This is a genomic window from Algibacter ulvanivorans (genome assembly GCF_048381495.1).
GTDB classification, from domain to species: domain Bacteria; phylum Bacteroidota; class Bacteroidia; order Flavobacteriales; family Flavobacteriaceae; genus Algibacter_B; species Algibacter_B ulvanivorans.
In genome coordinates, this window is sequence record NZ_JBLWGD010000003.1 from 449,751 (window position 1) to 464,173 (window position 14,423).

The window sequence follows — 14,423 nt, forward strand, 5'->3', positions numbered from 1 at the left end:
GTCCTCGCTCGTACCTCGCTGTGGGCTTTTCACTACAATCCCTAACGCAGGCGTACCTAAAACCTATTCCCACTCAATAGTTGCTGGTGGTTTAGAACTAATATCGTAAACTACTCTATTAACGCCTTTCACCTTATTTATTATATCGTTCGATGTTTTTTGTAAAAACTCGTAAGGCAAATTAACCCAATCGGCCGTCATACCATCGGTACTTTCAACAGCTCTTAGCGCCACACATTTTTCGTAAGTACGCTCGTCGCCCATTACGCCAACGCTATTTACAGGCAACAACATAGCTCCTGCTTGCCAAACTTTATCGTATAAGCCCCAAGTTTTTAATCCGTTTATAAAAATAGCATCAACCTCTTGTAGCATACGCACTTTCTCGGCAGTAATATCACCTAGAATTCTAATGCCTAAACCAGGTCCAGGAAATGGATGTCTACCAAGTAATTCTGGGTCTATACCTAAAGTTGCCCCAACGCGCCTAACCTCATCTTTAAAAATAGCACGAAGTGGCTCTACAATTTTAAGTTTCATAAAATCTGGCAATCCGCCAACATTATGGTGGCTTTTTATGGTTGCCGATGGACCTCCTGTTGCAGACACACTCTCTATAACATCAGGATAAATAGTACCTTGTGCTAACCACTTAACATCTTCTAATTTATGTGCTTCATCATCAAAAACTTCAATAAAAGCGTTACCAATAGCTTTACGTTTTTTCTCTGGGTCTTCAATACCAGCAAGTGCATCTAAAAATCGTTTAGAAGCATCAACGCCTTTAACGTTAAGTCCCATGCCTTCGTATTGCTTTAATACGCTTTCAAACTCATTTTTTCGTAACAAACCATTGTTAACAAAAATGCAATATAAATTTTTACCAATAGCTTTATTAAGTAAAACAGCAGCTACTGTAGAGTCTACACCTCCAGAAAGACCTAAAACCACCTTATCGTTTCCTACTTTAGCCTGAATGGCTTCTACAGTTTCTTCAACAAACGAATCGGGTGTCCAATCTTGGTTTACACCAGCAATGGTTACTAAAAAGTTTTCTAGTAATTGTTTACCATCTGTAGAGTGATAAACTTCTGGATGAAATTGAATTGCAAACGTTGTTTCACCTTGTATTTTATATGCTGCATTCTCAACATCGTTTGTACTTGCAAGTAAAACACCTCCTGTTGGCAATGCTTTTATGGTATCGCTATGGCTCATCCATACTTGACTGCCTTCAGATATTTTAGAGAAAAACGGTTCGCCTTTTTGTATAAACGACAAATTTGCTCGGCCATACTCTCTAGTGTTAGACGGTGCTACTTCGCCTCCTGAAAAATGAGCCAAATACTGCGCGCCATAACATACAGCTAGCATTGGTTTTTTTCCTCTAATCTTGGTTAGGTCTGGATGCAAAGCATCTTCTCCTCTAACAGAGTTTGGGCTACCAGAAAGAATTACAGCCTTGTAATCCTCTATGTTTGTTGGAATTTTATTGAACGGATGTATTTCGGAATATATGTTGAGTTCTCTAACTCTACGGGCAATAAGTTGTGTGTATTGCGATCCGAAGTCTAAAATTAATACCTTATCATGTTGCATGCGCAAAAATAGGAATTGATTTTATAATGAGAAATTAGGATAACATTTTTTTTTATTAAGTTTTAAACCATAGAGTTTAAAATTTCTTTAATATCATTTTCTGTTGTATCTGGATTAATAAAACAAAAACGCGAAACGGTTTCAAAAATAGCTCCATTTTTCCATTTGGTTGGGGTTACCAATGCAAAGCCTTTTCTATGGTTTTCATAAGTCCATCGTGTATAATCCTCAGGTTTCCATCCTTTTCTTCGGTACAACACACAAGATAAACTTGGCGCTCGAACCAATTCTACATTTGGATGCTTTTCTATTAATTGCCCAGCTATTTTAGCCAACTCAATACCGCGTTCTACAGCTTGCTTATACCTATCGGTACCATGTGTTGCTAATGAGAACCATAAAGGCAACCCTCTAACTCGACGTGTAAGTTGTATTTGATAATCGGTAGGATTAAAACCATGAGCGGCTTCATCTTTAAAAATGTCTAAATACGAGCCTTGCTGAGAATGGGCTTGTTTTGCTAATTCTGGGTTTCTGTAAATAACTGCGCCACAATCGTACGGCGAAAACATCCATTTATGCGGATCTATAGTAATGCTATTTGCTTTTTCTATACCATTAAATAAATGCCTTACAGAATTGGCTACTAAGGCGCCTCCGCCATAAGCAGCATCAACATGAAACCAAAGTTTTTCTTGTTCGCATACAGAAGCAATGCCTTCCAAATCGTCAATAATCCCTGCGTTTGTTGTTCCTCCTGTTGCTACAACAGCAAATAATCGTTTGCGTTGCTGAGCAGATAAATTATTTATTGCAATTGCTAATTCATTTTTTTCAAGTTTATCATCGGTATCCACCAAAACAACATCTATATCGGCTACTTTAGCCATAGCCTTAATGGAAGAATGTGCACCATTCGAAGTTACAATTAACCCTTTTTCGCCTTTATTTTTATCGTTTAAACGTCTCCAATATTCTCTTGCTGTAACTATTGCCGATAAATTTGCTGCTGTGCCTCCGCTTGTAAAAACGCCAAAGGCACTTTTAGGCAAACCTGTTAACGAGACTATCCATCTCATGGCTTCGTTTTCGCAAAAAATTCCGCCAGCGCCCTCCATCCAGTATGCTCCATGAATACTTGATGCCGATGTTACCAAATCGAACATTACGGCTGCTCGAGTTGGCGAGGCTGGTACAAAAGCCAAATGCCTTGGATGATCTATTGGTACATTAGCTTTGGTTAAATGCTTTTTCCATAACTTAAAAGCCTGCTCGCCACCTATACCTTTTTTAGTTATGGTTTCGCCTACTAGAGCCTTAAGTTCTTCTTCCTTTTTGGGCTTTCCTATTTTATGTTTTGTAGAAGATAGTCTATCTATGGCATATTTCATAACATCCATAGTCATTTCAACCAAATCAAAATCTATTTTGTGCATATTAAACTTTTAAAATTAAAAATTCGCTTTTAAGAGGCTCTAAACTTTTTATAAGATTTGGTATTAACGTTTCGCCATACTCCAAATAAAATTCAGAAAAATTAGTGTTTCTTTCTTGTAAACTTCCGCTAGGAAATAATTCGTTTTGAATATCAATCATTCTTTCAACTTCGCTAGATAGTTTTTTCTTTTGCGCTTTTAACAGTCGTTTCTCAAGGTTTTCCAAACCTTTTATTTGCTTTACTTCTTGTGCTTTTACTGCGCCTAAAAATGATTTATCGGTTTGTTTTGCAAGGCTATATAAATCTTTAAATTGATTTTTAAGGTGTGTTTTTTGCGAAGAAAAATCAATATCTATATTAGATATTTCTCTCACTTTTTTATTTATTAAAACGTTTCTTTTTAAAAACAAATCTTCATTCGAGATATTTAACTTTAAAAGTTTTTCTGCTTGTTTTTCGGTTTCTATCAAAACAGAATTTCTTAACAATAGTATTGGAAACGGTATATTTACAGCTTCAAAATAATCTTTTAACTGTAACCAATAAGCAAGTTCTCCGCCACCACCAATGTAACATAAGTTTGGCAAAATAACTTCTTGGTATAATGGACGCATAATTACATTTGGCGAAAAGCGTTCTGAGTGTTTCAACAACTCGGTTTCTAACTCCTGTTTACTCCATGTTATATTAGTATTTAAAACTTTAAAAACATCGCTTTCAAAAACGATACGTTCTCTTATATTTTTATTTAGGTAAAATATATTTATTTCTCTTGGGTTTACCTGAATTTTATAGTTTTCGGATGCTTTAGATAATTTTTCGTTTGTTTTAGATACGGTATGAAATGATGTTTGATTAAATAACTCGTTTTCTAAAAATGGAATAAACTTTTGCTTTAAACCAGCATCATTAGCATCAATAATTACCAAACCATAATCTTTAAACAAACTGTTTGCCAGAAAACGAGTTGCATTGGTTAAATTATCATGCTTTACATAAGCATTTTCAAAAAGCTGTTTTATTTTTTCTGCTTGAAGCGTATTTCCTAAATCTTTTGCAAATAGCTTGAATACTTCATTTAATCCGTTGGTTAAAAGCGTTCCAACTGCACCACTTGCTTTTTTATTCCATTGAAATTTCTTCCCTTTATAATTGAAGTAATTAATTTCATCAAAATCATGATCTTCGGTTGCCATCCAATACACAGGCACAAAATTTTGCTCTGGGTATTGATGTTTTAGTGTTTTAGCTAAGTTTATTGTAGATACTATTTTATAAAGAAAATAAAGCGGCCCTGTAAACAAATTTAATTGATGCCCCGTTGTAACCGTAAAAGTATTTTCTAAACTTAAACTATTAATATTTTTAATTGTTTGTTGCGATGCTTCTGTATTTTTATATTGTTCTTTTAAAACCGATACTAGTGTTTTTCTGTTTTCAACAGAGAAAGAGCCTGCCTTTTCTTCTATTTGTGGTTTAAAATTTTTAATCTCTGGAAAACGATTGTAAAAAGGCTTTAATTCTACTTTTTCATCTAAATAATCGCAAATTAACGATGAGAAATACCCTGTTTTACTAAATGCTAAATACTCTTGCTTCATATTTATTTTAAAAATCATGTAAATATACAGCTATTCTATTTTTAGAAATCTAAAAAATAAGTTAAGAGTTTTAATCCTTTTTAAAGCCGTTAATATTTAGATAACATAATACATAAATCTAGCTCTTTAAATTAATGGTTCCTTAACCTTAGTAACTTTTATCTAACCCTAAATTAATAAAACAACAAGAGTAGCTTAACAGCATTGGCTAATTCTAACAATAATTTTGGAGAAATATAATTAACTAAAACAATCAAAAATTATGAAGAATTATTTTAAACTACTTTTAGCCCTTTTGGTAGTTGTTTCTACAAGTACAACATTAATAAGTTGTGATGCAGAAGATGGGAAAGACGGCATTAATGGCCTTGACGGCGAAGATGGCACTGATGGTGAAGATGGCGAAGACGGTGAAGACGGTGAAGACGGAATGGATGCTTCTGTTTATTTAGCCGCATCAAAATCGCCAACTTTATTAAAAGTAACTAACGATTTTGTAAACTTAAAAATCTCAACAATTTTATCTTCTGAAGATGTTATACCTAACTCGCCAAATTTTGTTTATGGCTCTTTAGCAGATGGTGCCGGATTAATTAATAATGGTGACGAAACGTTTACTTTAATAAATAATATTGAAGGCGATTACTCTATAGCACGTATACTATTAAATAAAAACTTAAGACCTTTTCATGGTGAATATATTTTAAATGCTACAGCAACTGCCTCTACAGCAATGTGCTCGGGATCTTTAATTTCTCCAGAAGAACATGGTTTTGGACCATTATATTTATCTGGCGGCGAATGGGGTGGCGCATCTAAAGGTGTTTTTGTTGTCGATCCTGCAAAAAGTGCTGACGATGCTAGTACTGGCGAAATGTTACCTGCTTTAGGGCAATGGTCTACAGAAAACGCTGTGCCTATTGGAAAAGATGCTTATGCTGATAAAACTGTTGTTTTTATTGGTGATGATCATTCTGATAATAGTGTTCCTTCTGGACAATTAGGTATGTATGTAGGTAATAGAGGCGATTTAAGTGGAGGTAAACTATACGGCTTAAAAGTAACTACCGCTGGTATTGATTTTGAAATGGATATGGCTGAAGGCACAGAATATGATGCTGAGTTTGTAGAGTTAAATGAAACCGAAATTGGTTTATTAGATGCCGAAGCTAAATCTAAAGGCGTTATGGGATTCTCAAGATTAGAGGATATTGACTGGCGAAGAGGTTCTGCAGCCAACCAAAGAGAAATTTACTTTTGTGTAACCGGACGCAAAAAACCAGATTTAATTGGTAAAGGAAGTGTTTTAGGTCGTGTTTACAAAGTAGTTTTAAACGACACAGACCCAACTGGAGCTGCTAAAATTACTTGTGTATTAGATGGCGATATTGCTGGTGGGAAAGCTGATGGATTTCACTCTCCCGACAATATTTTAGTTACAGAAAACTATGCCTATATTCAAGAAGACCCTAACGGTTATTTAGATACTTCTGTTAACGGATATGCTAAATTATACCAATACAACCTAACTACTGGCGAGCTTAAAACTGTTTTAGAAGCAGACCAAGTAAGAGCTGAAGGTTTAGGCTACGGAACCACAAATGGCACTTGGGAAATTACAGGTATGATTGATGTTACCGATGTTGTTAACAATGGCGACAATACTTTTCTAGTAATTACACAAAACCATGGATGGGTTCCTGCAGACGGCACTTCGTTTACAGATCCTAAAGCTGTTACAAACATAGGAAGCGCAAACAAAGAAGGTTCTATGCTTTACTTAATTAAAGGTTTAGACAGATAATTTTATAGAAACATCATGAATAACATATTATTTATGAAAGCGAAGGCATATACTTTTTGTATATGTCTTTTGCTTTTAACCACAATTGCCTGCAAAAAGGAAACAACCATTGCTACACCTGTATCTATTAACAAAAACATTAAAGATTACTATATAAACGCAATAACCAACTCGATTAACTTTCTTGATTCTTTATCTGCTTCAAATCGCACTAAAACCAAAATTGAGTTTTATAAAAAAGCACGACAACATTTTAAAATTGCCGAACCTATTTTAGCCTATATAGATCAAAACAATTATAAATCTTTAAACGCACCTAATATTTTACAAATTGACGAAGAAGATTTAACAAATGTTAGAATTAAAAAACCTTTTGGATTTCAAGTTATTGAAGAACTTTTACACGAGCCTAAAACAGATAGTTTATTAATAACTCATGCGGTTTCTTCAACCACTAACAGATTAAAGTTAATTAGAAAAAACACACATATAAACTTTAAAAATCATCATTTAATCTGGTTAATACGCAATCAAATAGTTAGAATTGCAACTACAGGTATAACAGGTTTTGATTCGCCTGTTTTAAGTCAATCATTACAAGAAAGTCAATACACATACAGCACATTAATAAAATTACTTGAAGCTTCTAAAAGCAAGTTTTCTTCTCAACTAGTTTATAGTAATATTTTAAACTCCTTTAAATCGGCTATTAACGTTTTAAACGACAATTTTGAAAGTTTTGACCGATATGCCTTCATTAAAAATAATACCGATACGCAATTAAAACTTTTATTAGAGGTTCAAAAAGACTGGAATGTAGAGTTTCCTTTCGAAATGGCACTATCAAACAATATGGATGCACTTTTTAGTAAAAATGCCATAAACACATCTTACTTTACAGATTACAAAAGTGATACTACACATTTAAAACAAAAAATAGCTTTTGGCAAACAATTGTTTAACGACAAACTTCTATCTAAAACAAATAATATGGCCTGTGTTACTTGCCATATTAAAGAAAAAGCTTTTACAGATGGGAAAGTAACTTTTAATAGTAAACAAAAAAGAAACTCGCCAACCTTAACCTATGCTACTTACCAACAAGCCTATTTTATGGATTCGCGTACAGGAAGCTTAGAAGGTCAAATTATTGGTGTAGCTAATAATCACGACGAGTTTAATTTACCAATGGACTCTATAGTAAATAGAGTTAAAAACACACCAAAATACAATACTAAACTAAAAACTTTATACAACAACACTAGAGACGAATTTAATATAAGGCATGCTATTGCCTCGTATATAAGAACGCTTAATACGTTTAACTCTAAATTCGACAACAACATTAACAACACAGAAAACTCACTTACAGATCAAGAAAAAAAAGGGTTTAACTTATTTATGGGTAAAGCTGCTTGTGCAACCTGCCATTTTGCTCCGGTATTTAATGGTACAGTACCTCCTAATTTTGTTGATACAGAATTAGAAATAATTGGGGTTCCTGAAACTAAAGCAAATAAAACTATAGATGATGATTTAGGCAGATATTATTACTTTAAAACTAAAGAAAGAAAAGGTGCTTTTAAAACACCAACCATTAGAAACATTGCTGTAACCTCGCCATACATGCACAATGGCGTTTATCAAACTTTAGAAGAAGTAATGGATTTTTATAACCAAGGTGGCGGCGAAGGTTTAGGCTTTAAAGTACCACACCAAACACTACCTTTTGATAGTTTAGATTTATCTGAAGAGGAGCAACAAGCCATTATTGCTTTTATGAATACCTTAACCGACCATTCTATTTAAATACCCTTCTCTCCTTAGAGTTCTAATATAAAAGCAAAATTTAAAATAATATGCAGGTATACTTTTATTTATCTGCATATTATTTTAAAAATATATAGAATTAATCTAACTTCTTTTAATTAATTTTATAATTAAACTTTTATATCTGTGATAGACTTTCTTTTAACCAGCGATGCCATAATGGCTTTATTAACTCTAACCTTTTTAGAAATTATATTAGGTATAGACAATATTATATTTATATCCATAGCCGCAAATAAATTACCCGAAAAGCAACGTACAAAAGCAACAAATGTTGGTTTATTATTAGCCATGGCACAACGTATTATACTGCTGTTTTTTGTTAGTTTTTTAATTGGATTAAAAGAGCCATTCTACACCATTAACACATCATGGTTACACATTGGAGTTAGCTGGCAGGCAATAATTTTATTTATTGGAGGGTTGTTTTTAATATATAAAAGCACTTCTGAAATTCATGAAAAAACAGAAATGCCAAAACACGGTAAAAGCAATCTAAATAATAAAAAAGTAAAAGGTATAAATCAAGTAATATTTCAAATATTAATCATCGATTTTATATTCTCTATCGATTCCATTCTAACAGCAGTAGGAATGACTAATGGTTTACACCCTAACCACAACTACAATTTAGTTTTAATGATTGTTGCTGTAATCATTTCCATTATAATCATGATTACATTTGCCAATACCATTAGAAAATTTATAGAAACACACCCAAGTATTCAGTTATTAGGATTAGCATTTTTAATTTTAATTGGTTTTATGCTTATAACAGAGGCTGCGCATTTATCTCATACTAAGCTTTTTGGCAATGAGGTTGGTGCCATTCCTAAAGGTTATTTATATTTTGCTATTGCATTTTCATTGTTTGTCGAGTTTTTAAATTTTAAAATTCAGAAACATAAAATTAAAAACAGCTAAACGTTTTTCATTTACAAGTTATTATTTTTTAGATAATTACATATTTTTTTTGTAATTTATAAGCATTAATAGCAAAAAAAAATAAGTTATGAAAAAGCCACCCCTTTATAAACTTATCTATATTCTTATATTTTTTGTTTTTAGCGCTAACTACCTTTTTGCACAACAAGAAAAATTAGATTTTATAGAAATTGAAGCCAAAGTAATAGATAGTAAAACCAAAACACCTTTAATATTTACAGATATTATATTAGAAGATTCTAATATTAGCACAGTTACCAATAATGAAGGCGAGTTTCTTTTAAAAATTCCAAATAATTTATTTACTGGTAAAATAACTTTTTCGCATTTAGGTTTCGAAAAAAAAACAATGCCAATTTCATTAATAAAAAAGCATGAAAAAATAGAACTATCTCCAGCCATAACGCAATTAAATGAAATTAACATATCTACCAGAACAAAAAATGCGAGAGAGATTGTAGAAAAAACACTTAAAAAGAAAGGTAGTATTTACAATAACAATACTACTATAATGACCGCTTTTTATAGAGAAACAATAAAAAAAAGAAGAAAGAACGCATCACTCTCTGAGGCTGTTGTTAAAATTCATAAGCAACCTTATAACAATGTAAGATACGATAACATTGAATTAATAAAAGCTAGAAAAAACACAGACTATTCAAAGCTTGATACTATAGCATTAAAATTACAAGGCGGCCCTTTTAGCAATTTATATACCGATATTATAAAGTACCCAGAATTTATATTTACTAGTATAGATTTACCTAAATACACATTCGGCTTTGAAAACTCTACCAAAATAAACAATAGAGAAGTTTATGTCATAAAATTTAAACAGAAAGAAAACATTACAATTCCTCTTTACTACGGAAAACTATATATTGATGCTGAAACTTTAGCGTTAACCAGTGCGGTATATAGCTTAAATGTTACAAACAGAGAGTTATCTAGTAAAATGTATGTTAGAAAAAAACCTAGAAAAGTAGATGTTTACCCTACAGAAGCTACATATCGAGTAAACTACAGAACAACAAATGGTAAATGGCACTATGCTTACAGTAATATTTCGTTAACTTTTAAAGTAAATTGGAAAGGTAAAATATTTAATAATACATACACCTTAAATAGCGAAATGGCAATTACAGATTGGGAAAACTATAATACCAAACTTGCCAAAGTTAGGCATAAATTAATTAGACCTTCTACTATTTTAAGCGACAAAGCAAATGGATTTTCTGATCCAAAATTTTGGGGTGCTTACAATATTATAGAACCCGAAAAATCTATTGAATCTGCCATAAAAAAAATACAAAAACAATTAAAACGAACTTAATTATTTAAAGCTAACTTTACAAAAACAGGTTCATGGTCTGATAGTTTTAAATTAAAATTTTCATGACTAACAACATCAAAAGTATTATCTACCAAGACATAATCTAACCTAAAAGGGTATTTATAAAACTCGAATGTTTTTCCTAAACCATAGCCAGACTCTATAAAAGAATCTTTGTAGTTATTTTTAATCAACCTATAAACAGACGAAAATGGTGTACTATTAAAATCTCCGCATATAATAACTTTACCTTTATATTTTTCAATATGTGTATTCATTATTTCGGCTTGCCCTTTTCGTTTTTTCTCTACGTGAGATATTGTATTAATAACATTATTTAAAAGTTTTGGACTATTAAAGTTAGAGCCTAAATTTATCTTATATGATTCTAAATGTAAATTGTAAACTCTAATAATTCTATTATTAATTTTTACATCTACAAACATGGCTCCGTTATCAGAATCTGGGAAATCTACAAACCCTTTATTAATTATAGGATACTTAGAAAAAATAGCCATAACCGACTTATTAGGTGCTGCAAATAAATTGGTTTTAAAAAAATTAGGATATGCTTCTTTAAAAAATTTATATTTCATAGCTGCAAACTCTTGAATGCAAAATATGTCTGGACTTTTATTTTGTATAAATCTTATAATTTCTTGATCTATATCTATTTTACCTTCTTTTTTATAATGCTTAAATCCTTGTGTGTTAAACGTTAAAACAGTTAATGCATCAGTTTTAGGGTCTTTGTTATTAGAAATTAAAGCTGTATTAATTTGAAAAAAAGAATTAAAACATATACAATATACAATAAGGCTTATTACTGAAAGAAGGTAAAATTTACTCTTTTTATAAAATAAATAAACACCCGAAAACATGCTTAAAACAACTAAAGCTGGAAGTATTATTGAAAACGTAAAAGACAAAAAATTATCAGTAAAAAAAACAACAACACACCCAAATATAAGTGCAAGTATAGGACACAAAATTAAAATAAAGCCTACTTTATTAAAACACGTTTTTAGCTTTATTAAACTTAACAATTTTATTAATTATTTAAAATAAAGTGGTTTGTCCCTCGTCGTCGTTATCACTATTTTTTTGAGATTCGGAGTTGTTGTTTAAATCTTTTTTTGGAGTAGAAGATACTTCTTTTTCATCAACAACCTCTAAATCATCAGCATGTACTTCTTCAGGAGCATCATAAGGCAAAGGATCGATAAGGTTAATTTGATTTACTTTATCTTTTGTTAACTGATTACCTTGAGCAGATAGTCCTTTTATATCTATAAATTCTTCAAGGTTAATTTCTAAATTATCCTTGCGGTCTTTACCTCTTTCTTTTGCAAAAACAACTTCTGCCATGGGTTTCCAGTCTGTAGAAACTATTTCTAATTGCGAGTTTGGATGATCTGATATAAAAGAATCCTCTCGGCCTTCTTGTTCTATTAAAAAGCGTTTTACGTAATACAGCTCTTTTTCGCCATTAAAGTATATTGCTGAAATAGGTTTTTTGGGCACCCATTTTTCTAGCACAATCATATCATCATCAAAATGCATAGTTACCTCTGGAGTAACTGTTTTAATAATACCAGATTGATTTATAATAAGTAGTTTATCTTCGCCTCTAAACTCTCCAATAAGTTCTCCTCTACCATCAACGTTAATTCGTTGAACCGTTTCATCAAACCAAATTTTACGTGGTTTTAAGGTCGATACGCCTTTCTCTTTTAACTCTACACGTTTAACTGGGTATTTGGTAACTAAATTTCCTTTTGAAGCGCGACCTTTAATTAAAATATCGGCAAAATCTATATCCCATTTTAATTTTTTAATGCTTCCTGCTTGGCGTAAATTTATTGTTACAACCTCGGCTTCTCCATTTGGGTTTGCAGAAAAATACAAGCATACAGAGCCTTTATTTCCGTTAGTTAAATCGTAATCTCTATCACGTGTAATACTAGTAACAGCAAATCGTTTTATGTAAGATGGTCCTTTTGTACCATCTTTATAAATCATGTTGTAAATGGTGCGTTTGTCTTTCTTTTTAAATACAGCTACATGAATAATGTCTTTACCAATAAAGGTTTTAGTATCTACTTTTGTAACCATCATTTTACCAGCTTTGGTAAATACAATAATATCATCAATATCGCTACAATCTCCTACGTATTCATCACGCCTTAATGATGTTCCTATAAAACCTTCTTCTCTATTTACATAAAGTTTTGTGTTTCTAATAATCACTTTTGTTGCATCTACATCATCAAACGTTCTAATTTCAGTTTTACGTTCGCGCCCTTCTCCGTAGTCTTTTTTCAATCTAGTAAAATAGGCTATAGCATAATCTACAAGATGTTCTAGATGATGTTTTACTTCGGCTATTTGCTCTTCTAATGCATCTATTTTTTGTTGTGCTTTGTCTATATCGAATTTAGATATACGTTTAATTCTAATTTCGGTTAATCGAGTAATATCTTCGGTTGTTACAACGCGTTTTAAATGTTTTATATGTGGTTTTAATCCTTTATCAATAGCATTTATTACACCGTCCCAAGTTTCTTCCTCTTCAATATCACGATAAATTCTGTTTTCTATAAAAATACGTTCTAGAGATGCAAAATGCCATTGTTCTTCTAACTCGCCAAGTTTTATTTCTAATTCTTGTTTTAAAAGTTGTACCGTATTATCGGTAGAGCGACGAAGCATTTCTGAAACCCCAATAAATAATGGTTTATTATCTTCAATAACACAGCCTAATGGCGAAATAGAAGATTCGCAACTTGTAAAAGCGTAAAGCGCATCAATAGTTTTATCTGGTGAGAGCCCAGATGGTAAATGCACTAAAATTTCTACCTCGGCAGCCGTATTATCTTCTATTTTTTTTACTTTTATTTTACCTTTATCATTCGCTTTTAAGATAGAGTCTATAAGTGACGATGTTGTTGTGCCAAAAGGTAATTCTGTAATTACTAAAGTATTTTTATCTAGTTGAGATATTTTGGCTCTTACACGTACTTTACCGCCTCTATTTCCATCATTATAGTTAGAAAAGTCTGCAATTCCTGCTGTTGGAAAATCTGGCAAAATAGTAAACCTTTTACCTTGTAAATGCTTTATTGAAGCATCAATAAGCTCTATAAAATTATGTGGCAATATTTTTGTTGAAAGCCCTACTGCAATACCCTCGCCACCTTGAGCTAAAAGTAGAGGAAACATAACAGGCAAGTTTACTGGTTCTTTACGACGGCCATCGTAACTGGCTTGCCATTCTGTTATTTTAGGGTTGTATACAACATCTAACCCAAATTTAGAAATTCTAGCTTCAATATATCTTGAAGCCGCAGCTCTATCGCCAGTTAAAATATTTCCCCAGTTTCCTTGCGTATCAATTAATAAGTCTTTTTGACCTATTTGTACCATAGCATCGGCAATACTTGCATCTCCATGCGGATGATACTGCATTGTATGTCCTACTATATTTGCTACTTTATTATAACGACCATCATCCAAATCTTTCATAGAATGCATGATACGACGTTGTACGGGCTTAAACCCATCTTCAATAGCAGGAACTGCGCGTTCTAAAATTACATAAGATGCGTAGTCTAAAAACCAGTCTTTATACATTCCCGTAACTCGGGTAATGGTTTCTTGGGGTTCGTCTTGGCTATTTATTAAATCGTCGTTTTGGTCGTCTGTCATTAATTTTTGTACTATTTAGGCTTTCCACTTAAGGTTACGCGTCCTATTTTTCTACGTTTTTTTGCTTTTGCTGTTACATCATGTTTATGCAAATGCGCATAAGAACGTTGTTTTATTTTTTTTTCTTTTGAATATAACATAATATATTTTTTAATTCTTAACAAC

The 14,423-nt window shown here is 32.1% G+C and carries 11 protein-coding genes; 5 read left to right on the forward strand and 6 right to left on the reverse strand.

Annotation, left to right across the window (positions count from 1 at the left end):
• Positions 1–63: 63 nt before the first annotated feature.
• The 3 genes from guaA to bshC all read right to left on the reverse strand — a co-directional run bounded on the left by guaA (position 64) and on the right by bshC (position 4,638).
• Positions 64–1,599, reverse strand: coding sequence for a glutamine-hydrolyzing GMP synthase (guaA, locus tag ACNG5D_RS10230; RefSeq protein WP_418183420.1), 1,536 nt, complete (start codon positions 1,597–1,599; stop codon positions 64–66).
• Between the two features lie 62 nt (positions 1,600–1,661).
• Positions 1,662–3,035, reverse strand: coding sequence for a pyridoxal phosphate-dependent decarboxylase family protein (locus ACNG5D_RS10235; RefSeq protein WP_418183421.1), 1,374 nt, complete (start codon positions 3,033–3,035; stop codon positions 1,662–1,664).
• 1 nt (position 3,036) lies between these two features.
• Entirely contained in the window at positions 3,037–4,638 is a 1,602-nt protein-coding gene (bshC, locus tag ACNG5D_RS10240) for a bacillithiol biosynthesis cysteine-adding enzyme BshC (protein ID WP_418183422.1), read from the reverse strand.
• Between the two features lie 262 nt (positions 4,639–4,900).
• Here bshC and ACNG5D_RS10245 point away from each other — a divergent pair, with 262 nt between their 5' ends.
• From ACNG5D_RS10245 to ACNG5D_RS10260, 4 genes are all read left to right on the forward strand, one after another.
• Complete coding sequence (locus ACNG5D_RS10245; protein ID WP_418183423.1) at positions 4,901–6,442, forward strand: alkaline phosphatase PhoX; 1,542 nt, start codon at positions 4,901–4,903, stop codon at positions 6,440–6,442.
• A 15-nt stretch (positions 6,443–6,457) separates the two neighbouring features.
• Positions 6,458–8,251 carry a cytochrome-c peroxidase gene (locus ACNG5D_RS10250; RefSeq protein WP_418183424.1) on the forward strand — a complete coding sequence of 598 codons (1,794 nt, stop codon included), beginning with the start codon at positions 6,458–6,460 and terminating at the stop codon, positions 8,249–8,251.
• Between the two features lie 147 nt (positions 8,252–8,398).
• Positions 8,399–9,196 carry a TerC family protein gene (locus ACNG5D_RS10255; protein WP_418183425.1) on the forward strand — a complete coding sequence of 266 codons (798 nt, stop codon included), beginning with the start codon at positions 8,399–8,401 and terminating at the stop codon, positions 9,194–9,196.
• An 88-nt stretch (positions 9,197–9,284) separates the two neighbouring features.
• On the forward strand, positions 9,285–10,550 hold the full coding sequence (locus tag ACNG5D_RS10260; RefSeq protein WP_418183426.1) for a carboxypeptidase-like regulatory domain-containing protein: 1,266 nt from the start codon (positions 9,285–9,287) through the stop codon (positions 10,548–10,550).
• Here ACNG5D_RS10260 and ACNG5D_RS10265 read toward each other — a convergent pair.
• Entirely contained in the window at positions 10,547–11,431 is an 885-nt protein-coding gene (locus ACNG5D_RS10265; protein ID WP_418183427.1) for an endonuclease/exonuclease/phosphatase family protein, read from the reverse strand. The two genes, ACNG5D_RS10260 and ACNG5D_RS10265, sit on opposite strands and share 4 nt — an antisense overlap.
• Between ACNG5D_RS10265 and ACNG5D_RS10270 the strand changes: the two genes are divergently transcribed.
• Positions 11,430–11,618 (forward strand): hypothetical protein, encoded by a 189-nt coding sequence (locus tag ACNG5D_RS10270; protein ID WP_418183428.1) that lies wholly within the window; start codon positions 11,430–11,432, stop codon positions 11,616–11,618. The genes ACNG5D_RS10265 and ACNG5D_RS10270 overlap by 2 nt on opposite strands.
• Here the strand turns inward: ACNG5D_RS10270 and ACNG5D_RS10275 are convergent.
• Both ACNG5D_RS10275 and ACNG5D_RS10280 read right to left on the reverse strand, forming a co-directional pair.
• Positions 11,610–14,258: a DNA gyrase/topoisomerase IV subunit A gene (locus ACNG5D_RS10275; RefSeq protein WP_418183429.1), complete on the reverse strand. Its 2,649-nt coding sequence runs from the start codon at positions 14,256–14,258 to the stop codon at positions 11,610–11,612. The two genes, ACNG5D_RS10270 and ACNG5D_RS10275, sit on opposite strands and share 9 nt — an antisense overlap.
• An 11-nt stretch (positions 14,259–14,269) precedes the next feature.
• Complete coding sequence (locus tag ACNG5D_RS10280) at positions 14,270–14,398, reverse strand: hypothetical protein (RefSeq protein WP_418183430.1); 129 nt, start codon at positions 14,396–14,398, stop codon at positions 14,270–14,272.
• Positions 14,399–14,423: the final 25 nt, after the last annotated feature.

Excerpts from the sequence above, each read along its gene's own strand:
- guaA (WP_418183420.1), bottom strand. The coding sequence starts at position 1,599 with ATGCAACATGATAAGGTATTAATTTTAGACTTCGGATCGCAATACACA.
- ACNG5D_RS10235 (WP_418183421.1), bottom strand. The coding sequence starts at position 3,035 with ATGCACAAAATAGATTTTGATTTGGTTGAAATGACTATGGATGTTATG.
- bshC (WP_418183422.1), bottom strand. The coding sequence starts at position 4,638 with ATGAAGCAAGAGTATTTAGCATTTAGTAAAACAGGGTATTTCTCATCG.
- ACNG5D_RS10245 (WP_418183423.1), top strand. The coding sequence starts at position 4,901 with ATGAAGAATTATTTTAAACTACTTTTAGCCCTTTTGGTAGTTGTTTCT.
- ACNG5D_RS10250 (WP_418183424.1), top strand. The coding sequence starts at position 6,458 with ATGAATAACATATTATTTATGAAAGCGAAGGCATATACTTTTTGTATA.
- ACNG5D_RS10260 (WP_418183426.1), top strand. The coding sequence starts at position 9,285 with ATGAAAAAGCCACCCCTTTATAAACTTATCTATATTCTTATATTTTTT.
- ACNG5D_RS10270 (WP_418183428.1), top strand. The coding sequence starts at position 11,430 with ATGCTTAAAACAACTAAAGCTGGAAGTATTATTGAAAACGTAAAAGAC.
- ACNG5D_RS10265 (WP_418183427.1), bottom strand. The coding sequence starts at position 11,431 with ATGTTTTCGGGTGTTTATTTATTTTATAAAAAGAGTAAATTTTACCTT.
- ACNG5D_RS10275 (WP_418183429.1), bottom strand. The coding sequence starts at position 14,258 with ATGACAGACGACCAAAACGACGATTTAATAAATAGCCAAGACGAACCC.
- ACNG5D_RS10280 (WP_418183430.1), bottom strand. The coding sequence starts at position 14,398 with ATGTTATATTCAAAAGAAAAAAAAATAAAACAACGTTCTTATGCGCAT.